Origin of the sequence: Bradyrhizobium sp. AT1 (assembly GCF_001590795.1) — a bacterium.
Classification (GTDB): Bacteria; Pseudomonadota; Alphaproteobacteria; order Rhizobiales; family Xanthobacteraceae; genus Bradyrhizobium.
This window is the reverse complement of the sequence record NZ_JXDL01000001.1, coordinates 6,764,812-6,787,150: the sequence shown is the minus strand read 5'-3', so window position 1 is coordinate 6,787,150 and position 22,339 is coordinate 6,764,812. Positions and strand designations below refer to the sequence as shown.

Below are 22,339 nucleotides of genomic sequence, written 5' to 3'. Positions count from 1 at the left end.
CGTGCCCTGCATCGCAAGCTCGGCCTGACCACCGTCATGATCACGCACGACATGACGGAGGCGATCCTGCTCGCCGACCGCGTCGCGGTGATGCGCGAGGGGAAGCTGCTCGCCCAGGGCACGCCCGCCGAGCTGTCGCAGAGCAGCGACGCTTACGTGCTGGAGCTGTTGCGCACGCCGCGCCGCCAGGTCGAGCGGCTGAACGCGCTGCTGCCGCAGGGCGGTACGGCATGAGCTTGCTTGCCGATCCACGCTGGGGCGAGGCGCTGGGGCATCTGCCCGATTATCTCGGCAACCATGTGCGGGTCAGTCTTGCCGCGCTCGCGCTCGGCCTTGCCGTCAGCCTGCCGCTGGCCATCCTGACGCGCAACCGCCCGGCGCCGCGCGCCATCCTGCTCGCGATCGCCAGCATCGTGCAGACCGTGCCGGGCCTTGCGCTGCTCGCGCTGTTCTATCCGCTGCTGCTGCTGGCGGCATCCGTGACGCTGTCCTGGTTCGGCGTGTCCTTTTCGGCGTTCGGCTTCCTGCCCGCGATGCTCGCGCTGGCGCTCTATTCGATGCTCCCGGTGCTGCGCAACGGCATCACCGGGCTCAACGGCATCGATCCCGCGCTGATCGAGGCCGCCAAAGGCGTCGGCATGACCGGGCGGCAGTCGCTGATCATGGTCGAGCTGCCGCTGGCGCTGCCGGTGATGATGGCGGGCATCCGCACCGCCGCGGTGTGGGTGATCGGCACCGCGACGCTGTCGACGCCGATCGGGCAGACCAGCCTCGGCAATTACATCTTTGCGGGATTGCAGACCCAGAACTGGGTGCTCGTGCTGTTCGGCTGCTTTGCCTCCGCTCTGCTGGCGCTTGCCGTCGATCAGTTGCTCGGCCTGATCGAGGTCGGCCTGCGCCAGCGCAGCCGCTTGCGCAGCGGCCTCGGCGCGGCCGGCATCGCGGCGCTGGTCGCTGCAACGCTGGTGCCGACCATGGGACGCTCGCCGTCCGGCTACGTGGTCGGTGCAAAAACCTTCGCCGAGCAATACGTGCTGTCGGCGTTGATGCGGGACCGGCTCCAGGCGGCCGGCCTGTCCGCAACGGCGCGCTCGGGCCTCGGCTCCAGCGTGATCTTTGGGGCATTGAAGGCCGGCGACATCGATCTCTATGTCGATTATTCCGGCACCCTCTGGGCCAATCAGCTGCATCGCACCGACATCAAGCCGCGCGTGGAGCTGGTTGCGGAACTCAAGGCCACACTGGCGAAGGACAACATCACGCTGCTCGGCGAGCTCGGCTTCGAGAATGCCTATGCGCTGGTGATGCCGCGGAAGAAGGCCGAGGCGCTCGGTGTCCGCACCGTCGCCGATCTCGCAGCGCATGCGCCGACGCTGTCGATCGCCGGCGACTACGAATTCTTCTCGCGGCCGGAATGGCCGGCGCTGCAAAAGGCCTATGGCCTCTCCTTCCGCGCACAGCGCCAAATGCAGCCGGATTTCATGTATGCGGCGGTGGCCAGCGGCGAGGTCGACGTCATCGCCGGCTACACCAGCGACGGCCTGATCGCGAAATACGACCTGGTCGCGCTCGACGATCCCAAGCATGCGATTCCGCCTTACGACGCAATCCTGCTGCTGGCACCGAAGCGCGCCGGCGACGAGAAGCTGAAGACGGCGCTGCAACCGCTGCTCGGCAAGATCGACATCGCCACGATGCGCGAGGCGAATTTGCGCGCCAGCGGCAACGACGCGAACTCCTCGCCGGATGCGGTGGCGCGATGGCTGTGGGAGAAGGTCGGCGGGCGGTAGGCTACAGCCCCCGGATCATCCCCGCGTCGATCAGAAGGCGGTTGAGCCGCCGCGCTTCGGCGCCGTCCTTGCAGCTGTAGAACATGCCCTTGCAGCGGAGCATGATCTCCTTCTGCTCGGCGAAGGACGGGTCGAGCGGGATGCCGGCGGCCTCCTGGATCAGCAGCGGCAGATAGGGACCGTCGATCGTGTCCATCACGGTATCGCTCTTCACCGGCTCGAAATTGACCGCGTCGATCGCGTAATAGGTTGCGTAGAGGCGCGGATCGTAGGCGTCGAGCTTCTTGCCGATGGCGCCCTCGTCGAGCCCGGGCTCGAGGATCCCGGGCGCGAACTCCGGCTGATGATCGCCATAGCGCACGATCAGGAACGGCTCCCCGGGGAACGTCTTCTTCAGGCCCGCGATGAACGCCTTGTACTGCTCGGCGCTCATCGCCTGCCGGCGCAGATATTCGTCGATCGACGGCACGTTGCCCGGCGCGCGCCAGTTCGGCAGCAGGTCGGGACGGAAGCGCGTCTCCCAGGGGAAATGATTGGCGCCGAGATAGATGAAGGTGAACAGCGGCTTGTTCGGCGGCTGCTGGCCCATCAGCTGCAGCGCCTTGCCGTAGAAGAAGCTGTCCGGCTCGACGTCCTTGGCACCGAGGTCCTTCGAATCGAGGAAGCGTTCGATGCCGGTCGTCATCTGGAAGCTGCGGGCGGCCATGAAGCCGCCATAGGCGGGATAGAGCGACATGGTGTCGTAGCCGCAGCGGCGCAGCGCCAACGGCAGCCCGCGCTCGACGCGGTTCGAGGCGATGCGCGTCACGAAATAGGCGAAGCGGCCGAACGAGCGCGAGGACAGCCCCGCAAGCACGTTATATTCGGTGAACCAGCTCGGCCCGCCGTTGCTCTCGGCCAGGAATGTGCGCTGCTTGCCGTCCCAGGACTTGAAGTGATCGCCATAGCCCTGCGGCACCTTGATGCCCTGCGCGGCGCGGATGTCGAAACTCGATTCATCATGGATCATGATGATGTTCGGCCGGCGGCCCGCGGGATGGCAGGAATCGAGCAGCGGCATGTTGAGCCGCTCGTTGCTCGCAGCGGCCGATTCCATGAAGCCGTATTGCACGAAGTCGGACACCGAGCTGACGCCGGAGCGGAAGAATTTCGACAGATAGCCGTCGTCGTAATAGCCGCGCCAGGCCTCGTCCGGATGATAGAGCGAATAGAAGACCAGCGCGGCGAGGCAGGCCAGCTTGCAGGCGAGCGCCGGCAGGCGGCGGATGCGGAACGGATCGAGCCACCACAGCGCATACATCAGCGGCAGCGTGACGAGGCCGGCCAGGATCACCGACCAGCGCAGATTCGGGAAGATCGTGAACAGGAAGGCGACGGTGTCGCGGTCGATCATCATCAGGTCGATGAAGTTGACCGTCATCTGCACGACGTCGTGCTTGAGCCGCGACAACAGCACCAGCACGACGACCATGGTCAGCGACAGCGCGCCGGAGAGAGCCGGCCGCCGCAGCAGTGTGATCCAGAAGAAGTTGAGGATGCCCCAGGCCAGCGCGAACGAGAGCCGCGAGCCGAAATCGGTCTCGGTCTGGTACATCAGCGCGAGCGCGGCCAGATGCGGCGCGGCAACGGCGAGCAGCCGCCAGATACCGAGCGCGGCGACGCTCGCCAGCACGGCCGTCGTGGCAGAAGGACCTGGATTGGGCGCGGACGCCATCGACGACACGCAACTCTGGTCCGGCCAAATGAATGCCTAGCCGTCTGGCCGGCCCAAGGCGGGAATAAGGGCGGCTAGGGCGTCCGGCGCAGCCGGAAAGCCTGCACCGTGTCATAAAACTGTAACTGAACGGTCAAGGACAGGCAACGGACGCCGTGATCCGACCTTCGCTTAATGTTTCGCTGGCGGCGATGGGCCGCAGGCAAGGAGCTTCGCAGGACCGCCCGGGGTCAGCTGACCGCCGATCACCCCAGCGGCGACAGTCCAAGCCGCTTGGCGATGATGCGGTCGACCGTCCGTTTCGGCAGTACGGCGCCGATCAGATGGCGCATCGGGTCGGGCGTGATCTGGTAGCGCACCTTGGGGCTTGCTGCGGTCAGCGCCTCGAACACGATTTCGGCGATCCGTTCGGCCGGCAGGCCCTTGGCGCCGAGGTCCATCATGAAAGCCATGACCTTGTTCAGCGCCGGCAGATAGGGCGAGTTCTGGTAGACGGACAGATCGATCTGTTCGGCCTTGCTCCAGATCGGCGTCTTCACCGCACCGGGGGCGACGATGATGACGTCGATGCCGAACAGCATCAGCTCGCGGCGCAGGCTCTCGGATAGGCCTTCGATGGCATGCTTGGAGGTGCAGTAGGGCGCCGACAGCGGATTGCCGTTCTTGCCTGCGACCGAGCTGATCATCACGATCCGCCCCTTCGGCCCCTTCAGCGACGGATCGGCCCCGAGCAAGGGCCCGAACGCCTGCGTCGCGATGACGGGGCCGATCACGTTGATGTCCATTTGGCGGCGGAAATCGTCTGCCGACAATTCGAGCACGGGGCCGGCGACCGCGATGCCGGCATTGTTGACGAGGCCCGCCAGCGTCTCGCCGCCCAGCGCCTCGCGCACGTTCCGCGCGGCAGCAAGGACCGCAGCCTCGTCGGTGACGTCGAACAGCAGTGGTTTGAAATGGGCGCCGAGCTCAGCCTCGAGCCGCTCCGCATCGGCCTGCTTGCGGACGCTGCCGAAGACGCGATAGCCGCGATCGATCAGGAATTTTGCAGTAGCCCAGCCGATGCCGGTGGACGCGCCGGTGATGACGACAGATCGCATGGTCTCCCCTCCCTCAGGTTCCCGCGATCATGCCTTGGATTCTTCTTGGTGTCCCGGACAAGCGCAGCGAAGCGCAGAGCCGGGACCCAGGAGCCGCAATGGCCCCCGGATCAGCAGCGCACCACTTGCGTGTTGCACTGCGTCCGGGGAACGCAAAGCTTAGTTCTTCGACTTGTCGACCAGCGCGCCCTTCTTGATCCAGGGCATCATGTCGCGAAGTTTCGCGCCGACTTCCTCGATCGGGTGCTGGGCGAGCTTGGCGCGGGTCGCCTTGAACGAGGTCTGGTTGACCTTGTTCTCGAGCATCCAGTCGCGGGCGAACTTGCCGCCCTGGATGTCGGCGAGAACGCGCTTCATCTCGGCCTTGGTCTCGGCGGTGACGATGCGCGGACCGGTGACGTACTCGCCGTACTCGGCGGTGTTGGAGATCGAGTAGTTCATGTTGGCGATGCCGCCTTCATAGATCAGGTCGACGATCAGCTTCACTTCGTGCAGGCACTCGAAATAGGCCATCTCCGGGGCGTAGCCGGCTTCGACCAGCGTCTCGTAGCCGCCCTTGATCAGCTCGACCAGGCCGCCGCAGAGCACGACCTGCTCGCCGAACAGGTCGGTCTCGCACTCTTCCTTGAAGGTGGTCTCGATGATGCCGGCGCGGCCACCGCCGACGGCCGACGCGTAGGACAGGCCGAGGTCATGGGCGTTGCCCGAGACGTCCTTGGCGATCGCGATCAGGCAGGGCACGCCGCCGCCGCGCTGATACTCCGAGCGCACGGTGTGGCCAGGACCCTTCGGCGCGATCATGAGCACGTCGAGGTCGGCGCGCGGGTCGAGCAGGTTGAAATGGACGTTGAGGCCGTGCGCGAACACGAGGGCCGCGCCCTTCTTCATGTTGTCGTGCAGGTGCTCGCGATAGATATCGCCCTGGAGCTCGTCCGGGGTGAGCATCATGACGAGGTCGGCCCATTTGGCAGCTTCGGCGACTTCCATCACCTTGAAGCCGGCGGCTTCCGCCTTCTTCACCGAGCCCGAATCCTTGCGCAGCGCGATGGCGACTTCCTTGACGCCGGAATCCTTCAGGTTGAGCGCATGGGCATGGCCCTGGCTGCCATAGCCGACGATGGCGACCTTCTTGCCCTTGATCAGGTTCAGGTCGGCGTCGCGATCGTAATAAACACGCATGGTCGTTTCCTCGTTCAGGGCCGAAAATCGGCCATTGGTCAGTGTCCGAAGGGTGAAATTTGCGGATTTCGGGGGCTGTCTAGAGCATTTCGGCCCCAGAGGGAAACCCGTTTCTGCATGGAAATCCGCGACATCATGCATCCATGAAAACGGGGTAGAGGGAGGCCAGCAGCAGGATCGCCATCAGGATATTGAAGGCGCGGACCAGCCGCTCCGAGGTCAGGACCGGCCGCAATGCGGAGCCAAACAGGGCCCAGACCACGGTCGAGACGGTGCCGACGAGCAGGCTGATCAGGGTCTGGATCGCGATGTTGAGCGGGAATTGGGCGATCGCCGCATAGGCGGTGATGGTGCCGATCACGATCACCCAGCCCTTGGCATTGATCCATTGGAACATCGCCGCGCCCCAGAACGTCATCGGGCCGCGGCCGTCCCCCTCGCCGGGCCTGGTCGGACCGGACATGGCGATCGCGGCGGCAAGATAGATCAGGTAGGCGGCGCCGGCATATTTCAGGATGGTCTGGAGGATCGGATAGGCCAGGAACACCGAGCCGAGCCCGAGGCCGACAGCGGCGACCATGAAGGCGAAGCCGAGGACGATGCCGACGATGTGAGGGATGGTGCGCCGGAAGCCGTAGGTCAGGCCAGAGGACAACAGCATGATGTTGTTCGGCCCGGGCGTGAAATACATCACGACCATGAAGATGAGGAAGGCGTAGAACAGCGACTGGGACATGCTCACCTCACGCCGTCTTCGCGAGCGGCTTGGCTAACGCCTTGGGCCGGTTCGCCAGCACCATCACCGCGATACCAACGATCACGGTGAGCATGCCGGCGAGCCGCAAAGGTCCGAACCGCTCGCCGAACACGATGCTGGAGGCAGCCGAGCCTACGAACGGCACCAGCAGCGCGAACGGCACCACTTGCGCGGCGGGGTAGTCGCGCAGCAATCGGCCCCACAGCCAATAGGCGATGCTGGTGGAGATCGCGCCGATCGCCACCAGGCAGACGAGACCGGTGAGCGACATGTGGATCAGCGATTGGAAAGTCGGCGCGGGTCCATTGACGACCAGCGTGAGCGCGAATAGCGGCACCGCGGCGGTAAGGCACAGCCAGGCAAACAAATCGAACATCGGCGCACCGCGCGCCCCGCGCAGCAGAAGATTGCCGATCGCAAAGCAAATCGGAGCGATCATCAGCACCGCGAACGCACCGACGCTGAAGTCGTAACCGACGGTGCCGCAGATCATGAGCAGGCCCGCCGCCGCGATGACGATGCCGAGCGTCTGCACCGGCGTCGGCCGTTCGCCGAATGCGATCGCCGCAAAGCCAATAGTGAACAGTGCCTGGCTCTGCACCACGACGCTGGTCAGCCCCACCGGCACGCCGTGGGCGATGCCGTAAGCCTGGCTCAGGAACTGGCCGAGGAACAGCGTGAAGCTGATCGCGACCAGAAGTGACCAGGCCACCTTGGGCTTCGGAATGAACAGACACGGCACCGAAGCGATGGCGAAGCGCATGGCCGTCATCAGCTCCGGCGAGAATTCGTCGAGCGCGATCCGGCTCGCCACGAAGGCAAGCCCCCAGATGATCGCCACCAGGATGGCGATGAGGATGTCGGCCGGCTTCATTGTTGTTCTCGGCTCTGCCCTGTCGTGCAGCCCTGTTGTTATTTGTCTAGCCTTGCTCGCCGGCCCTTACGTGGAAGGATTGGGTTTGCGCAGCAGATAGGTGCCGTGCATCGGTGCGTGGTAATCGGCCGAGACCAGCGTGAAGCCGACGTCGGTCAGCATCCGCTCCATGACCCAGCCGAAGGTCGAATATTCGTCGCGCATGTGCGTGACGACGCTGTCGCGCGAAAAATCGTGGTTCTTGATCTGGAAGTCGGCCCATTGCTCGACGTCGCGCTCGACCGCGTCCGGCATCGACGCGTAGACGATGTCGCGCAGATAGAACGTCGCGCCCGGCTTGAGCGCGCGAAAGATCCGCGACATCGCCACCGCCTTCCAGAAATCCGGCAAATGATGCAGCGTGAATTCGCTGACGATCAAATCGTAGGATTCCGGCCGGTAGGCGAAGCTGAGCAGGCCGGCAGACTGGGTGCGCACGGGCGCCTTGCGGTCGCGCGCGTAGATCTCGGCGAGCGCCAGCATCGCCGGCGAGATGTCGATGGCGTCGACTTCGGCGCCCATCAGCGCCGCTTCGGTCGCCAGAACGCCGTTGCCGCAGCCGATATCGGCGATGCGCCAGCCGCGCTGGACACCCAGCATTTTCAGCGCGGCGCGCGCCCGCAGATCGGCATCGTCGTGGCTGTCATAGATCGAGGCCACAGCGGGCCCGATCCCCATCCGGTTCCGCTCGTTATAGTACCAGTCGCGCGCCAGCATGGTTCACATCCCTTCGGGCCCGCGGCCGATCGCGGCAACGCCGGTGCGCGACACCTCGACGAGGCCGAGCGGGCGCATCAGGTCGATATATTGATTGATCTTGTCGGTATTGCCTGTGATCTCGAACACAAAGCTCTCGGTGGTGGCGTCGATCACCCGGGCGCGGAATGCATCCGCCAGCCTCAGCGCCTCGACGCGATGCTCGCCCTGACCCCGCACTTTGACCATGGCGAGCTCGCGCTCGATCGAGCGCCGGGTCTGGGTCATGTCGACGACCTGGTAGACCGGGATCATGCGGTCGAGCTGGTTCTTGATCTGCGCGATCACCATCGGGGTGCCCGTGGTGACGATGGTAATGCGCGACAGATGCTTCTGGGCCTCGGTCTCCGAGACCGTAAGGCTTTCGATGTTGTAGCCGCGGCCCGAGAACAGGCCGATGACGCGCGCGAGCACGCCGGGCTCGTTCTGCACGAGCACGGCAAGCGTGTGCGTCTCGTTCGGATCGTGGCGCTCTTCGATGAAGTAGGCGGATGCGGGCTGGTTCATTGTCGTCCCCTCAATCTCTCTCGTCACACCAGCGCCTTGCCGCCGGCGAACGCCTTCGCGGTCGCCTCGTCATTGGCCTGCTCCGGCAACAGCATCTCGTTGTGCGCCTTGCCGGAGGGAATCATCGGGAAACAGTTTTCCAGCGACGCGACGCGGCAGTCGAACAGCACCGGGCGCTTGACCGAGATCATCTCCTGGATGGCACCGTCGAGATCGCCGGGCTTGTGCACCTGGAAGCCGACGCCGCCATAGGCTTCCGCGAGCTTGACGAAGTCCGGCATCGCCTCCGAATAGGAATGCGACAGCCGGTTGCCGTGCAGCAGCTGCTGCCACTGCCGCACCATGCCCATGTACTGGTTGTTCAGGATGAAGATCTTGATCGGCAGCTCGTACTGCACTGCCGTCGACATCTCCTGCATCGTCATCTGCACCGAGGCATCGCCCGCGATGTCGATGACGAGGCTGTCCGGATGGGCCACCTGGACGCCGACCGCGGCCGGCAGGCCGTAGCCCATGGTGCCGAGACCGCCCGACGTCATCCAGCGATGCGGCTCCTCGAAGCCGTAGAACTGCGCCGCCCACATCTGGTGCTGGCCGACCTCGGTCGTGATGTAGGTCTCCCTGCCCCGCGTCGCCTCGAACAGGCTCTGGATCGCGTGCTGCGGCAGGATGACGTCGTTGCTCTTCTTGTAATAGAGCGAGTTGCGGGCGCGCCACTGCGCGATCTGCTGCCACCAAGTCTTGATGTCGGGCTTCTTCGCCTCCGCCTTGAACACCTGCAGGATGTCGCCGAGGATGTTGCCGCAATCGCCGATGATCGGCACGTCGACGCGGATGTTCTTGTTGATCGAGGACGGGTCGATGTCGATGTGGATCTTCTTCGAGCCGGGCGAGAACGCATCGACGCGGCCGGTGATGCGATCGTCGAAGCGCGCGCCGACGCACAGCATGACGTCGCAATCATGCATCGTCATGTTGGCCTCGTAGGTGCCGTGCATGCCCAGCATGCCGAGCCAGTTCTTGCCCGACGCAGGGTACGCGCCGAGGCCCATCAGCGTGGAAGTGATCGGGAAACCGGTGACCTCGACCAGCTCGCGCAGCAGCCTGGTCGCTTCGGGGCCGGAATTGATGACGCCGCCGCCGCTGTAGATCACAGGGCGCTTGGCACCCGCGAGCAGCGCGACGGCCTTGCGGATCTGCGTCGCATCGCCCTTCACGCGCGGCGCGTAGGAGCGATGCACGTCGGACTTACGCGGCGGATGATAGGTGCCGGTCGCGAACTGCACGTCCTTGGGCACGTCGACCAGCACCGGGCCGGGACGGCCGGAGGTCGCGACGTAAAAGGCTTCGTGCAGCACCTTGGCGAGGTCGTTGACGTCGCGCACCAGCCAATTGTGCTTGGTGCAGGGCCGCGTGATGCCGACCGTGTCGCATTCCTGGAACGCGTCGTTGCCGATCAGGTGCGTCGGCACCTGGCCGGAGATGCAGACCAGCGGGATCGAGTCCATCAGCGCATCCGTCAGCGGCGTCACCATGTTGGTGGCACCGGGGCCGGAGGTCACCAGCGCTACGCCCGGTTTGCCGGTCGAGCGCGCATAGCCCTCGGCGGCGTGGCCCGCGCCCTGCTCGTGGCGAACCAGGATGTGCTGGACCTCGCTCTGCTGGAAGATCTCGTCATAGATCGGAAGCACGGCGCCGCCGGGATAGCCGAAAATGTCGGTCACGCCGTGATCGATGAGCGCGCGGACGATCATCGCGGCGCCGGTCATCTGGTTCGGATCGTGGCTCTTGTCGCTCATTGGCTTGCTCCGGATGCGCTGTTGTCAGCGGCTTCGTTCGTGTCTGGTTCGGGAAATAAAAAAGGCCCCGAAGAGGGACCCATGCACACCGCCTGTCATGTGGATGGCAGCTAGCCACCCCCGGCGGTGTGCCTGGGTACGACGGCGATAAGGAGTTTGGTAATAATGTTGCGCATGGTAGACGCTCGGCTTCCCAAAGGTTGCGCGAAACATAGCGGCCAAAGCCCGGATGTCAAGGCAATGCGGCCGTTCCCACGCGATTTTGGCAGTGTAGCGGTGTTCCCCAGGTTCGGCGAGAGGTAAATTGCGGAACCCGGTCAGAAAAGCGTGTCGCTATCCACGCGTGACGGCGGCGAGCCGTCCCCTCGCCTCCTCCGGCTTCACCCATTCGAAGTCAGGCAATTGGTGCCGGAACCAGGTAAATTGCCGCTTGGCGTAGTGGCGGGTATCGGCCCGGCCGATCGTGGCTGCCTGCTCCAGGCTGAGCTCACCGCGCAAGTGCCGGATCAGGGCGGGGACGCCATGAGCCTTCATCGCCGGCAGCAGCGGATCGAGCTGTCTGGCCGCGAGACGCTCGACCTCCTCCAGCGCGCCTGCATCCAGCATGGCATCGAAACGGGCATCGATCCGGGCATAAAGCGCGTCACGGTCTGGCGCGAGAAAGACCGCGCGAAAACTGTCCTTCGGCAGCAGCGGCGGCTGGCCTTCCCGATGCCAGTCGAGCAGCGAGCGGCCGGTCGCCTCGACCACTTCGAGCGCACGCGCGATCCGGGTGCGGTCGCGCAGGTTCAATCGTTCGGCGGCAAGGGAATCGCGACGCGCCAGTTCCGCATGCAGCGCTTCCGCGCCGTTCCGTTCCAGCCGCGCGCGCACGTCCTCGCGCACCTCGGCCGCGATCGGCGGCACCACCGAGAGCCCCGCCGTCAGCGCCTTGAAATAGAGCCCGGTGCCGCCGATGAAGATCGGCAAGCGGGCTTCCGCCTTCGCCTCCTCGAGCACCTTTGCCGCGTCAGCCACCCAGGCGCCGGCCGAGAAGTTCACGGCCGCGTCGACATGGCCGTAGAGACGGTGCGGCGCGCGGGCCTCTTCATCCTGTGACGGCCGTGCCGTGATGATGCGCAGGTCGCGGTAGACCTGCATGGAATCAGCATTGATGACGATACCGCCGGTCGCCAGCGCGAGCTCCAGCGCCAGCGCCGACTTGCCGCTGGCGGTCGGGCCTGCGATAAGCACGGCCTCGCCAACAGGCCTTCTGCCGACTTGCTCCTCGCTCACGAAAACCTCAAATGTCCCTCGTCGCCACGCTGATCTGCAACCCCGACAATCCCGCGCTCGACTCTACCATCGTCGACGGCGCCCGCGCCGTGCTGCCGCAGGCATCGCCAGCACACTGGCTGTTCGACGGGGTCGCGGTCGACATCCCCTTCGGCGCCGACAGTAACCTCGAAGGCGACCGTCACGCCATCGAGCAGCGGCTGCGCGAGCTGCGCGGCGACCTGCCCATCGACATCGTCGTGCAGCCTGTTGGCTTCAGGCGCAAGAAGCTTTTTCTGGCCGACATGGATTCCACCATGATCGGCCAGGAATGCATCGACGAGCTCGCCGATTTGGTCGGTGTGAAGGCACATGTGGCCGCCATCACCGAACGCGCCATGCGCGGCGAGATCGAGTTCGAGCCGGCGCTGCGCGAGCGCGTCGCGCTGCTGAAGGACCTGCCCGCCAGCGCGGTCGACGAAGTCCTGGCCAAGCGCATCACGCTGACCGCGGGCGGCAGCACACTGGTCGCGACCATGCGCAAGCACGGCGCCTATACCTGCCTCGTCTCCGGCGGCTTCACGCTGTTCACCCGCGCGGTCGCCGCCAGGATCGGCTTCCAGGAGAACCGCGCCAACGAGCTCGTCGTGCGCGACGGCAAGTTCACCGGCGAGGTGAAGGAGCCGATTCTGGGCCGCGCCGCGAAGCTCGCGACGCTGGTGGATCTGATGGAATCGTTCGATCTCGACGACATCGACTCCGTCGTGGTCGGCGACGGCGCCAACGATCTCGCGATGATCCAGGCGGCGGGGCTTGGCGTCGCCTATCACGCCAAGCCAGCGGTGGCTGCGGCCGCGGCGGCGCGGATCGACCATGGCGATCTCACCGCGCTGCTCTATGCGCAGGGGTATCGGCGCGACGAGTTCGTGGAGGGATAGCCGCCTCCCCTCCGGCTGTCATCATCCGCGAAGGCGGATAATCCAGTATTTTGAAGACAGAGCGGGGATACGGAGAGGCCGCAGCGTACTGGATGCCCCGCCCCCGTGCGCAATTGCGCACTAGGCGGGACATGACAGAGAGTGTGGGGCGAAAAGCCCGCCTTACTGCACGCTCAGCGCCACGAACCGCAGCTCGCCGTCGGCATTGGAGACCAGCAGCAGCACCGACTTCTTGCCGTCCTTCTTGAGCTGGTCGACGCGCTTCTGGATGTCGGCGCCACTCGAGACGGCCTCCTGCGCGACCTCGACGATGACGTCACCGGCGGAGAGCCGCTTCTCGGCGGCGTCGGAATTGGCGTCGACATTGGTGACGACCACGCCCTTGACGCTGTCCTTGATCTTGTAGCGCGTACGCAGATCCTTGTTCAGAGCGGCCAGATCGAGGCCCAGCGCCTTCTGCGTCACCGGCTTTTCCGGCGCTGGCTCGTCGGTCTTCGCCGTGACCTGCACCTTGTCGGGATCCTGGAGGCGGCCGAGCGTGACCTTCTTGGTTTCTTCCTGGCCCTTGCGGATGATGATGACGTCGACCTCCTTGCCGACCGCCGTGTCGGCGACGACGCGGGACAGGTCCTTCGGATCCTTGACGTCCTTGCCGTCGAACTTGACGACGACGTCACCCGGCTCGATGCCGGCCGGCTTGGCAGGCCCCTTGTCGTCGACGCCGGCAACCAGCGCACCGCGCGGCGGCTTGATGTTGAGGCTCTCGGCGATCTCGTCGGTGACGCTCTGGATGCGCACCCCGAGCCAGCCGCGGCGCAGCTCGCCGAACTGGCGGAGCTGGTCGACGACGCCCACCACCGTCTTCGACGGCACGGCGAAGCCGATGCCGATGGAGCCACCGGAGGGCGAGATGATCAGCGTGTTGACGCCGATGACGTCGCCGTCGAGGTTGAACAGCGGACCGCCGGAATTGCCGCGGTTGATGGAGGCGTCGGTCTGGATGTAGCTGTCGTAGGGCCCCGAGGAGATGTCGCGGTTCTTGGCCGAAACGATGCCGGCCGTCACCGTGCCGCCCAGGCTGAACGGATTGCCGATCGCGACCACCCAGTCGCCGAGGCGCAGCTTGTCGCTATCGCCGAACTTCACCGCGACCAGCGGCTTAGGCGGCTTGATCTTGAGCACGGCGAGATCGGTCTTCTTGTCGACGCCGACCAGCTCGGCCTTGATCTTGGTGCCGTCGTTGAGGATGACGTGGATCTCGTCGGCGTCGGCAATGACGTGGTTGTTGGTGACGACGACGCCCGCGGTGTCGATGATGAAGCCGCTTCCGAGCGAATTGGTCTTGCGCGGCGGACTATTGTCACCGCCCTTGCTGCCGCCGGGGCCCTTCCGGTTCTTGAAGAAGTCGTCGAAGAACTCCTCGAACGGCGAGCCGGGCGGCAGTTGCGGCATGGTGTTGCTGCCGCCGCCCTTGGCTTCGACGGTCTGCGAGGTCGAGATGTTGACGACCGCGTCGATCACCTTCTCGGCGACATCGGCGATGCCATCCGGTCCACGCGCATGAGCCGGCGTGCCGAACACACTGAATGCACTGACGGCGAGCGCGGCCAGCCCTAAACGCAAGCGGGTCGGGGCAATGGTGGCAGCGGTCATTGGCATCTCCAGAGAAAGGGATTCGGCGTCCAGACTGCGCTCGAATGTGGGGACGGCGCAAGCGCGGAGCTCAAAGGACCTCAAGAGCCCGATAATACGGCGAAAACCGGTACGCCGCCTTCACTTTGGCGTTGGCGCTGCGGCTAAACGGGGCGTCGCATGACCCAGATCAGGACGAGGCCGGCAACCGCCGAACCGATCCCGACCGCCCGCAGGACGTTGTCCGGGGTAGCGATGGCGCTCTTCATGGCCTTGCGCATCCAGTTCGGACTGGCCGCGAACATCAGGCCCTCCAGCACGAACAGAATGCCCAGGCCGATGAGGAAGTCGGCGAACGCAATGGACCTCATCGGATGGGAACCTCCCGTGGCGCTGTTTTCGTTTGGACGAAGGGCGGCGAGATTCGCCGCCCCCTGTCTAGCTTACGGCTTCGCCGGCGTCTCGGGTGCCATCTTGCCGGACGGATTGCTGAAATACCGGAAGAAATCCGAGTCCGGCTGCAGCAAGAAGCGGGTATCGCTCGACTTCAACCCGTTCTCGTAGGCCGTCATCGACCGGTAGAACGCGAAGAAGTCCGCGTCCTTGCTGTAGGCTTCCGCGAACAGGCGGTTGCGCTCGGCATCGCCCGCGCCGCGGGTCTGCTCCGCCTGCGAGTTGGCTTCCGCGATGATCACGGTCGCCTCGCGATCGGCCCTGGAGCGGATCTCCTGGGCCTTCTGTCCGCCCTGCGCGCGGAACTCGGCCGCCTCGCGCTCGCGCTCGGTCTTCATGCGCTGATAGACCGCCTGGCTGTTCTGCTCCGGCAGGTCGGCGCGGCGGATCCGGACGTCGACGACCTGGATGCCGTAGCCGTCAGCCTCGCGATCGAGCTGCTCGCGGATGCGCTGCATCAGCTTCTCGCGGTCGTCGCGCACCACGTTGATGAAGGTGACCTCGCCGAGCACGCGGCGCAGCGCTGCGTTCAGGAGCGTGGTGAGCTGGATGTTCGCAGCCTGGATCGAGCCGACGCTCTGATAGAAGCGCAGCGCGTCCTTGATGCGATAGCGCGCGAACGCATCGACCACGAGACGCTTCTGGTCGGAAGCGATCGCTTCCTGCGACGGGTTCTCGAGGTCGAGAATCCGCTTGTCGATGTTGATCACCGAATTCCACGGCGCCTTGAAATGCAGGCCGGGCGCGGTGACGACGTCGACGGGCCGGCCGAACTGCAGCACGATGGTCTGCTCGGTCTGCGCCACCGTGAACAGCGACATGTAGCCGACGACCACGACGAGCAGGAGGGCGAGCAGCGTGACGATACCTGTGACCGGAGACCTCATCGGCTGCCTCCGCTCGACTGCGGACCGGTGGTAGGTGGCCGCTTCGCGGTCAATTCGTTCAGCGGCAGATAGGGCACGATGCCCTGGCCCGAGCGGCCGCCGTCATAGACGAGCTTGTCCGCGCCGCCGAGCACGCGCTCCATCGTCTCCAGATAGATCCGTTCACGCGTCACGTCGGGCGCCTTCTTGTATTCCTCGTAGACCTTCAGGAAGCGCGCGCTCTGGCCCTTGGCCTCGGCGACCGCCTGCTCCTTGTAGCCTTCGGCATCCTGCTGGATCTTCGCCGCCCGTCCACGCGCCTGCGGGACGACCTGGTTGGCGTAGGTCTGCGCTTCGTTCTGCAACTGCTCGAGATTGGCGCGCGCAGCCTGGACGTCGCGGAAGGCGTCGATCACCTGCGCCGGCGGATCGACCTTCTGCATCTGCACCTGGCTGATCTGAATGCCGGCGCCGTAGCTGTCCAGGGTCTTCTGGATCAATTCCTGCACGCCCTGTTCGGTGACGTTGCGGGCACCGGTCAGGATCGGCTGGATCTGCGAGCGGCCGATCACCTCGCGCATCGAGCTCTCGGCGACCGCCTTCACGGTGCCTTCGGGATTCTGGATGTTGAAGAGGAAATCGCCGACGCCGTCGGGCTTGATGCGCCAGAGCACGGTGAAATCGACGTCGACGATGTTCTCGTCGCCGGTCAGCATCAGGCTCTCTTCGGGCACGTCACGAATGGAGCGGCCGCGCCGTGCCGGATCGTCGATCAGCGTCATGCCGATCGAGAGCGTGTTGACGCGCAACGCCTTGGGCAGCAGCACTGTCTCGATCGGATAGGGCAGATGATAGTTCAGGCCCGGCTGCACGGTGCGGACATGCTTGCCGAAGCGCAGCACGACACCGAGCTCTTCGGACTGCACGCGGAAGAAGCCCGACAGCAGCCAGAACGCGACGATCAGCAGCACGATCAGCGTGATGCCGATGCCGGAGAAATAGCCGCCCGGCATGATCTGCTGGAGGCGGTCCTGGCCACGCCGCAGAAGGTCTTCCAGATCCGGCGGCCTCGGCCCGATCGGTTGCGGGCCTGAGCCCCATGGTCCCTTTGGACCCGAGCCCCATGGGCCACCGCCCTGATTCTTCCACGGCATTCGACGCTCTCCTCGGCAGGGTGGAATTGCCCCCGCCCGCTTTGTCCGGATCGGCTTTATAGGGGACAGGCAGATCCCTTACAACGTAACCTCAGCCGCCTTTCGAGCTAAGCTCGGGGGAGGAAAAGTCAATGTTAACATTGGGAAATGCGGTTAATGGCGGGGCCGCCGACGATATGTCACATAGGAGAAATCGGCGCTGTCGTCGCCTCCGGCAGGATGGCGGACGCGCGCGACCTCGTCCCACTCCGCCCGGTCGATGTCGAAATGCGTATCGCCGTCGGGCCGCGCGTGGACCTCAGTGATTTCCAGGCGATCGGCGCGATCGAGCCATTGCCGGAAGATCTCGGCACCGCCGATCACCGCGATCTCGGTGACCGAACGCCGCAGGGCGTCGCCGCGCGCAACCGCGTCCGCATCCGCCGCCGATGTCGTGACGACGGCACCTGCGGCACGATAGTCCGCATCGCGCGTGATCACGATATTGGTGCGGCCCGGCAGGGGACGGCGGGGCAACGATTCGAAGGTCTTGCGGCCCATGATCACGGGCCTGCCGATCGTGAGCGCCTTGAAGCGCGCCAAGTCGGATTTCAATCGCCAGGGCATCGCATTACCCGCGCCGATGACGCCGTTCTCCGCGATCGCGACGACGAAGACGATCTCCATCAGGCCTGGCTCCCGGCAAGCCGCGTCAGCGCCGGACCGGTGACGCGGCACAGCGTCCAATCGTCCATCATGACGGCGCCGAGCGATTTGTAGAACGCGATCGAGGGCGTATTCCAGTCGAGCACCGCCCATTGCAGGCGCGCCCAGCCGTTGTCGACGCACTCCTTCGCGAGATAGACCAGCAGCGCCTTGCCGAGACCCTTGCCCCGATGCGACGGCCGCACATAGAGGTCCTCGAGATAGATGCCGTGGCGGCCGCTGAAGGTGGAGAAATTCACAAACCAGACCGCGAAGCCGACGGCTTCACCGTTCCACTCGGCGATCGCGCAATAGAGCTGCGGCCTGTCGCCGAACAGCGCATCCGCGATGTCGGCCTCGGTCGCCTCGACCTCGTGCGATAGCTTTTCGTAGTCGGCGAGCTCGCGGATAAAGTCCAGAACGAGTCCGGCCTCTCCGGGCTGTGCACGGCGGATGCTCAACGACATCGGCGTCAGACCGCGACTTCCGCCTTGATGTGCGGATGCGGGTCGTAGCCGACGAGCTCGAAATCCTCAAAGCGGAAGGAGAAGATGTCCTTCACCTCAGGGTTGATCCGCATCACCGGCAACGGACGCGGTGTCCGCGTCAGTTGCAGCCGCGCCTGCTCCAGGTGATTGGAATAGAGATGCGTGTCACCGAGCGAGTGCACGAAGTCGCCGGGCTTCAAGCCCGTGACCTGCGCGACCATCATCGTGAGCAGCGCGTAGGAGGCGATATTGAAGGGCACGCCGAGGAAGACGTCGGCCGAGCGCTGATAGAGCTGGCACGACAGCTTGCCGTTCGCGACATAGAACTGGAACAGCAGGTGGCACGGCGGCAGCGCCATCTTCTCGACGTCGGCGGGATTCCAGGCGGTGACGATCAACCGGCGGGAATCCGGGGTGCGCTTGATCATGTCGACGACGTTGGCGATCTGGTCGATGCTGCGGCCGTCGGCGGTGGGCCAGGAACGCCATTGATGGCCGTAGACCGGGCCGAGATCGCCTTTGGCATCCGCCCACTCGTCCCAGATGGTGACGCCATTGTCGCGCAGATATTTGATGTTGGTGTCGCCCTTCAGGAACCACAGCAACTCGTGCACGATCGCCTTCAGGGGCAGCCGCTTGGTGGTCAGCATCGGGAAGCCGGCGGACAGATTGAAGCGCATCTGATGGCCGAACACCGAGAGCGTGCCAGTGCCGGTCCGGTCGGTCTTCTCGGCGCCGTCTGAAAGAATCCGCTCGAGCAGGTCCTGATACTGGTGCATGTGCGACTGAGCCTTTGGGAAGGCGGCGAACTTAGCCGCCACCCCCGCGCTGCAACAGCGGCGATTCGCTGTCCGCTCCGATTATACCCGGAAAAAGTGAGCGCTCCCGGCACAAACGGCAAGGGAGACGACAAGGGGCGGAACTTCCGTCCCGCCCCTCGCCTATCAGCTTGAAAGTGCTGCTTAAGTGGCCGGCTTCAGCACCGGGGTCCACTTCGCGATCTCGTTCTTGACGAGGGTGGCCAGCGCTTCCGGCGTGCGCTCCGCAGGGGTCGGGATCACGCTGCCGAGCTCGAGCAGGCGCTTCTTCACGGTCTCGTCGTCGAGCGCCTTGCTGGCGGCAGCGTTCAGGGTGGCCACGATCGCAGCCGAGGTTCCCTTGGGCGCGAACATCGCATTCCAGGCCTGGGCCTGGAATTTCGGCAAGCCGGCTTCCGCCGTGGTCGGCACGTTCGGCAGCGACGGATTACGCTCCGGCGTTGCGATCGCATAGGCCTTGATGGTGCCGGCATTGATCTGCGGCACGGCGTTGACGATCTGGTCGCACATGTAGTCGACCTGGCCCGCCACCAGCGCGTTCATCGCGGGTCCCGTGCCGTTGAAAGGCACGCCGACCGGCTTGATGTCGAGGATCGAATGCAGGAGCTCGCAGGAAACGTGCGAGACCGAGCCGACGCCGGCATGGGCAGCGTTCACCTTCTCGGCGTTGGCCTTCACGTACGTGACGAACTCCTTCAGGTCCTTCGGCGGAAAATCCTTGCGCGCCAGGATCAGGATCGGCGTGCCCGCGAGCAGCGCGATCGGCTCGAAGTCCTTCTCGGGATGATAGGCAAGCTTCGGATAGAGCGGCACGGAGGCGGCATGCGTTCCCATGTGTCCCGTGATCAGCGTGTAGCCGTCATTGGCCGCGCGTGCGGCGCGCGTGGTCGCGGTGGTGCCGCCGGCACCGACCACGTTCTCGATGATGATGCTCTGCCCGAGCGTCTGCGCCATGTGCGCGGTGACGATGCGCGCGACGACGTCGGTCGGGCCGCCGGCCGCGAACGGCACGATCATGGTGATGCTGCGCGTCGGATAGGTCTGAGCCTTCGCCGGCGCGACAAAGGCACACAGCGAGGCGACCGCTACGGCACATGCGCTCGAAGCGAGCGCGCGAATGGAAGTCATATCGGTCCTCCGGGACAAACAAAATGCCGGCCCAAAGGCCGGCATTTTCATTTCACGAAGCCGTCACACAAGTCGATTCGACTTCCGAATGCGGCGCGCCGACGCAGGGGCGCGGCGCTCAGTTCTCGGATTCGGTGAACACCTCGTCGCGCTTCGATCGGAGCGCCGGCAGCACCGTGAGCAGCAGCAGGCTTGCCGCGATCGCAAGCAGCACCGCCGACAGCGGCCGCGTCAGGAACACGCTCCAGTCGCCGCGCGAGATCAGCAGCGCACGGCGCAGGTTCTCTTCCATCAGCGGTCCGAGCACCATGCCGAGCAGCAGCGGCGCCGGCTCGAAATCGTGCTTGATCAGCCAGTAGCCGACGAGGCCGAACACGCCGGCGAGGATGACGTCGACCGGCGCGTTGTTCACCGAGTAGATGCCGATCGCGCAGAAGATCACGATCGAGGGGAACATCAGCCGGTACGGCACGCGGAGCAGCCGGACCCAGATGCCGACCAGCGGCAGGTTGATGATGATCAGCATCAGATTGCCGATCCACATCGAGGCGATCATGCCCCAGACGAGGTCGGGCTGCTTCTGCATCACCTGCGGCCCCGGTACGATACCGTGGATGGTCATCGCGCCCACCATCAGCGCCATCACCGCGTTCGGCGGGATGCCGAGGGTGAGCAGCGGGATGAAGGAGGTCTGCGCCGCGGCATTGTTGGCGCTTTCCGGTGCCGCCACGCCCTCGATCGCGCCGCGGCCGAAACGCTTCGGATCCTTGGCGAGTTTCTTTTCGAGCGTGTAAGCCGCGAACGAGGCAATGACCGCGCCGCCGCCCGGCAGGATGCCGAGGATCGAGCCTAGTACGGTGCCGCGCAAGATCGCAGGTGTTGAATCCTTCAGATCCTTCCTGGTGGGCATCAGACCGGTGATCTTCTGCTGCACGAGGTCGCGATTCATCTCGGCGCCGGCGTCGAGATTGCGGATGATCTCGGCGAAGCCGAACACACCCATCGCCACCGTCGCGAAGCCGAGACCGTCGGCGAGTTCCGGAATGTTGAAGGCCATGCGCGAGGCGCCGGTCTCGATGTCGGAGCCGACCATCGAGAGCAGCAGGCCGAACACGATCATCGCGATCGCCTTCAGCACCGAGCCCTTGGCCAGCACGACCGCGAAGATCAGGCCGAGCACCATCAGCGAGAAATATTCGGCCGGGCCGAACGCCAGTGCGAGTTTCGTCAGCGGCGCGCCGAGAATGGCGATCAAGACGGTCGCAACGCAGCCGGCGAAGAACGAGCCGATCGCCGCGATCGCCAGCGCCGGGCCGGCGCGGCCCTGCTTGGCCATCTGGTGACCGTCGATCGCGGTGACGACCGATGTCGCCTCACCTGGAATATTGACCAGGATCGAGGTGGTCGAGCCGCCATATTGCGCGCCATAATAGATGCCGGCGAGCATGATCAGCGCGCCGACTGGCGGCAGGCCGAAGGTGATCGGCAGCAGCATCGCGACCGTTGCGATGGTTCCGATGCCCGGGAGCACGCCGACCAGCGTGCCGACGAGGGCGCCGATCAGGCACATCAAGAGGTTGATCGGGGAGAGAGCGACGGCAAAACCGTGAGCGAGGTTTGCAAAAATATCCATCACACCCTCACTGGATCAGGAAACGCGGAAACATCGGCATCGGCAACCCGAGCACGTAGGGAAAAAGGATCGCGCAGCCGAGCGTCAGGCAGGCACCGACGATGGCCGCTTCCAGCCAGCGGGTCTCTTCCGACCCCGTCGCTGCGATCATGAAGCTCGCAAAGGCCGTGACCACGAGGCCGAGCGGCCGGATCGCCAGCGCAAAGAACACGATCGCGGCCATCACGAACAGCGGCCCGCGCCAGGAATAATGGGCCATCGCCGGCCCATCGGTCAGAAGACCGGTCAAGGCGATGCCGGCCGACAAGGCGACCAGCAATCCGCCGAACATCCGCGGCGCCGTGCCCGCGCCGAAGGAGAAGCCCCGCATGCCCTGCAGGTCGCTCCCTGCCCACAGCGCGAACAGGGCAAGCGCCATCAGGACGACGCCGCCGACATAGTCCTGCGCCGACCGGACCGTCATGAACAGTGTGAGGATCGCCACCACGAACAGCGGATAGGAATAGATCAGCGCCAGCAGCACCTCGGACGACATCTTCTTGGTGCCGCCGCCGAACGATCCGAAGACAGCACTGGGCGCGCCTGCGAGCAGCGCCGTCACGTGGCTGGTGACCACCGTCACCGGACCGCGGCCGGTGCCCCAGCCGAAGATCGTCCCGATCGACCAGATCAATTCGAAAATCTGCGGCGCAATCGCCAGCAGACAAAAGCCAATCGCCAACCGGGTATTCCGGGTGGTCGTTGCTGAGTGGCCCATCGTGTCGGCCATGCATGTCTCC

Annotated in this window: 21 protein-coding genes and 1 pseudogene; 3 read left to right on the top strand and 19 right to left on the bottom strand. The window is 65.1% G+C overall.

Annotated features, from left to right (window positions below; all coding sequences use genetic code 11):
• Window positions 1-234, top strand: a pseudogene (locus SE92_RS31490) (ABC transporter ATP-binding protein); the annotation flags it as partial.
• Entirely contained in the window at window positions 231-1,790 is a 1,560-nt protein-coding gene (locus SE92_RS31485) for a glycine betaine ABC transporter substrate-binding protein (protein ID WP_063202337.1), read from the top strand. The pseudogene SE92_RS31490 and the gene SE92_RS31485, both read left to right, overlap by 4 nt.
• Before the next feature lies 1 nt (window position 1,791).
• On the opposite strand, the gene SE92_RS31480 is transcribed toward SE92_RS31485, so the two are convergent.
• The 9 genes from SE92_RS31480 to miaA form a co-directional block, all read right to left on the bottom strand.
• Entirely contained in the window at window positions 1,792-3,504 is a 1,713-nt protein-coding gene (locus SE92_RS31480; RefSeq protein WP_063202335.1) for a sulfatase-like hydrolase/transferase, read from the bottom strand.
• A 245-nt stretch (window positions 3,505-3,749) separates the two neighbouring features.
• Window positions 3,750-4,601, bottom strand: coding sequence for an SDR family oxidoreductase (locus SE92_RS31475; protein WP_063202333.1), 852 nt, complete (start codon window positions 4,599-4,601; stop codon window positions 3,750-3,752).
• Window positions 4,602-4,760: 159 nt separating this feature from the next.
• Window positions 4,761-5,780: a ketol-acid reductoisomerase gene (gene ilvC / locus SE92_RS31470; protein ID WP_027529584.1), complete on the bottom strand. Its 1,020-nt coding sequence runs from the start codon at window positions 5,778-5,780 to the stop codon at window positions 4,761-4,763.
• 133 nt (window positions 5,781-5,913) lie between these two features.
• Window positions 5,914-6,516 (bottom strand): LysE family translocator, encoded by a 603-nt coding sequence (locus SE92_RS31465; protein ID WP_063202330.1) that lies wholly within the window; start codon window positions 6,514-6,516, stop codon window positions 5,914-5,916.
• A 7-nt stretch (window positions 6,517-6,523) separates the two neighbouring features.
• On the bottom strand, window positions 6,524-7,411 hold the full coding sequence (locus SE92_RS31460; protein ID WP_063202323.1) for an EamA family transporter: 888 nt from the start codon (window positions 7,409-7,411) through the stop codon (window positions 6,524-6,526).
• A gap of 66 nt (window positions 7,412-7,477) precedes the next feature.
• Entirely contained in the window at window positions 7,478-8,167 is a 690-nt protein-coding gene (locus SE92_RS31455; RefSeq protein WP_063202321.1) for a class I SAM-dependent methyltransferase, read from the bottom strand.
• Between the two features lie 3 nt (window positions 8,168-8,170).
• Entirely contained in the window at window positions 8,171-8,713 is a 543-nt protein-coding gene (gene ilvN / locus SE92_RS31450; protein ID WP_028145447.1) for an acetolactate synthase small subunit, read from the bottom strand.
• A 23-nt stretch (window positions 8,714-8,736) separates the two neighbouring features.
• Window positions 8,737-10,512 carry an acetolactate synthase 3 large subunit gene (locus SE92_RS31445; protein WP_063202319.1) on the bottom strand — a complete coding sequence of 592 codons (1,776 nt, stop codon included), beginning with the start codon at window positions 10,510-10,512 and terminating at the stop codon, window positions 8,737-8,739.
• A gap of 333 nt (window positions 10,513-10,845) precedes the next feature.
• Window positions 10,846-11,787: a tRNA (adenosine(37)-N6)-dimethylallyltransferase MiaA gene (gene miaA, locus SE92_RS31440; protein ID WP_063202316.1), complete on the bottom strand. Its 942-nt coding sequence runs from the start codon at window positions 11,785-11,787 to the stop codon at window positions 10,846-10,848.
• Window positions 11,788-11,798: 11 nt separating this feature from the next.
• Between miaA and serB the strand changes: the two genes are divergently transcribed.
• Window positions 11,799-12,704, top strand: coding sequence for a phosphoserine phosphatase SerB (gene serB / locus SE92_RS31435; RefSeq protein WP_063202314.1), 906 nt, complete (start codon window positions 11,799-11,801; stop codon window positions 12,702-12,704).
• A gap of 162 nt (window positions 12,705-12,866) precedes the next feature.
• On the opposite strand, the gene SE92_RS31430 is transcribed toward serB, so the two are convergent.
• From SE92_RS31430 to SE92_RS31385, 10 genes are all read right to left on the bottom strand, one after another.
• A complete protein-coding gene (locus SE92_RS31430) occupies window positions 12,867-14,357 on the bottom strand; it encodes a Do family serine endopeptidase (RefSeq protein ID WP_063202312.1) in 1,491 nt (496 codons plus the stop codon).
• A gap of 143 nt (window positions 14,358-14,500) precedes the next feature.
• Window positions 14,501-14,707, bottom strand: a complete 207-nt coding sequence (locus SE92_RS31425) for a DUF2065 domain-containing protein (protein WP_063202310.1) — start codon at window positions 14,705-14,707, stop codon at window positions 14,501-14,503.
• 72 nt (window positions 14,708-14,779) lie between these two features.
• Entirely contained in the window at window positions 14,780-15,676 is an 897-nt protein-coding gene (gene hflC / locus SE92_RS31420) for a protease modulator HflC (RefSeq protein ID WP_063202308.1), read from the bottom strand.
• Window positions 15,673-16,809 (bottom strand): FtsH protease activity modulator HflK, encoded by a 1,137-nt coding sequence (gene hflK / locus SE92_RS31415; protein ID WP_063202306.1) that lies wholly within the window; start codon window positions 16,807-16,809, stop codon window positions 15,673-15,675. Before hflK ends, hflC begins: the two co-directional genes overlap by 4 nt.
• Window positions 16,810-16,962: 153 nt before the next feature.
• On the bottom strand, window positions 16,963-17,475 hold the full coding sequence (locus tag SE92_RS31410; protein WP_063202304.1) for a dihydrofolate reductase: 513 nt from the start codon (window positions 17,473-17,475) through the stop codon (window positions 16,963-16,965).
• Window positions 17,475-17,960 (bottom strand): GNAT family N-acetyltransferase, encoded by a 486-nt coding sequence (locus tag SE92_RS31405; protein WP_063202302.1) that lies wholly within the window; start codon window positions 17,958-17,960, stop codon window positions 17,475-17,477. Before SE92_RS31405 ends, SE92_RS31410 begins: the two co-directional genes overlap by 1 nt.
• A gap of 5 nt (window positions 17,961-17,965) precedes the next feature.
• The gene (locus tag SE92_RS31400; protein WP_063202300.1) at window positions 17,966-18,760 is read right to left on the bottom strand and encodes a thymidylate synthase; all 795 of its coding nucleotides are present in this window, start codon (window positions 18,758-18,760) and stop codon (window positions 17,966-17,968) included.
• 183 nt (window positions 18,761-18,943) lie between these two features.
• Window positions 18,944-19,927 (bottom strand): tripartite tricarboxylate transporter substrate binding protein BugD, encoded by a 984-nt coding sequence (locus SE92_RS31395; protein ID WP_063202298.1) that lies wholly within the window; start codon window positions 19,925-19,927, stop codon window positions 18,944-18,946.
• A 118-nt stretch (window positions 19,928-20,045) separates the two neighbouring features.
• Window positions 20,046-21,560, bottom strand: a complete 1,515-nt coding sequence (locus SE92_RS31390; RefSeq protein ID WP_063202296.1) for a tripartite tricarboxylate transporter permease — start codon at window positions 21,558-21,560, stop codon at window positions 20,046-20,048.
• Window positions 21,561-21,567: 7 nt separating this feature from the next.
• Complete coding sequence (locus SE92_RS31385) at window positions 21,568-22,329, bottom strand: tripartite tricarboxylate transporter TctB family protein (protein WP_063202294.1); 762 nt, start codon at window positions 22,327-22,329, stop codon at window positions 21,568-21,570.
• Window positions 22,330-22,339: the final 10 nt, after the last annotated feature.

Coding starts and splice junctions, on each gene's coding strand:
- SE92_RS31485 (WP_063202337.1), top strand. CDS start 231: ATGAGCTTGCTTGCCGATCCACGCTGGGGCGAGGCGCTGGGGCATCTG.
- SE92_RS31480 (WP_063202335.1), bottom strand. CDS start 3,504: ATGGCGTCCGCGCCCAATCCAGGTCCTTCTGCCACGACGGCCGTGCTG.
- SE92_RS31475 (WP_063202333.1), bottom strand. CDS start 4,601: ATGCGATCTGTCGTCATCACCGGCGCGTCCACCGGCATCGGCTGGGCT.
- ilvC (WP_027529584.1), bottom strand. CDS start 5,780: ATGCGTGTTTATTACGATCGCGACGCCGACCTGAACCTGATCAAGGGC.
- SE92_RS31465 (WP_063202330.1), bottom strand. CDS start 6,516: ATGTCCCAGTCGCTGTTCTACGCCTTCCTCATCTTCATGGTCGTGATG.
- SE92_RS31460 (WP_063202323.1), bottom strand. CDS start 7,411: ATGAAGCCGGCCGACATCCTCATCGCCATCCTGGTGGCGATCATCTGG.
- SE92_RS31455 (WP_063202321.1), bottom strand. CDS start 8,167: ATGCTGGCGCGCGACTGGTACTATAACGAGCGGAACCGGATGGGGATC.
- ilvN (WP_028145447.1), bottom strand. CDS start 8,713: ATGAACCAGCCCGCATCCGCCTACTTCATCGAAGAGCGCCACGATCCG.
- SE92_RS31445 (WP_063202319.1), bottom strand. CDS start 10,512: ATGAGCGACAAGAGCCACGATCCGAACCAGATGACCGGCGCCGCGATG.
- serB (WP_063202314.1), top strand. CDS start 11,799: ATGTCCCTCGTCGCCACGCTGATCTGCAACCCCGACAATCCCGCGCTC.
- SE92_RS31430 (WP_063202312.1), bottom strand. CDS start 14,357: ATGACCGCTGCCACCATTGCCCCGACCCGCTTGCGTTTAGGGCTGGCC.
- SE92_RS31425 (WP_063202310.1), bottom strand. CDS start 14,707: ATGAGGTCCATTGCGTTCGCCGACTTCCTCATCGGCCTGGGCATTCTG.
- hflC (WP_063202308.1), bottom strand. CDS start 15,676: ATGAGGTCTCCGGTCACAGGTATCGTCACGCTGCTCGCCCTCCTGCTC.
- hflK (WP_063202306.1), bottom strand. CDS start 16,809: ATGCCGTGGAAGAATCAGGGCGGTGGCCCATGGGGCTCGGGTCCAAAG.
- SE92_RS31410 (WP_063202304.1), bottom strand. CDS start 17,475: ATGGAGATCGTCTTCGTCGTCGCGATCGCGGAGAACGGCGTCATCGGC.
- SE92_RS31405 (WP_063202302.1), bottom strand. CDS start 17,960: ATGTCGTTGAGCATCCGCCGTGCACAGCCCGGAGAGGCCGGACTCGTT.
- SE92_RS31400 (WP_063202300.1), bottom strand. CDS start 18,760: ATGCACCAGTATCAGGACCTGCTCGAGCGGATTCTTTCAGACGGCGCC.
- SE92_RS31395 (WP_063202298.1), bottom strand. CDS start 19,927: ATGACTTCCATTCGCGCGCTCGCTTCGAGCGCATGTGCCGTAGCGGTC.
- SE92_RS31390 (WP_063202296.1), bottom strand. CDS start 21,560: ATGGATATTTTTGCAAACCTCGCTCACGGTTTTGCCGTCGCTCTCTCC.
- SE92_RS31385 (WP_063202294.1), bottom strand. CDS start 22,329: ATGGCCGACACGATGGGCCACTCAGCAACGACCACCCGGAATACCCGG.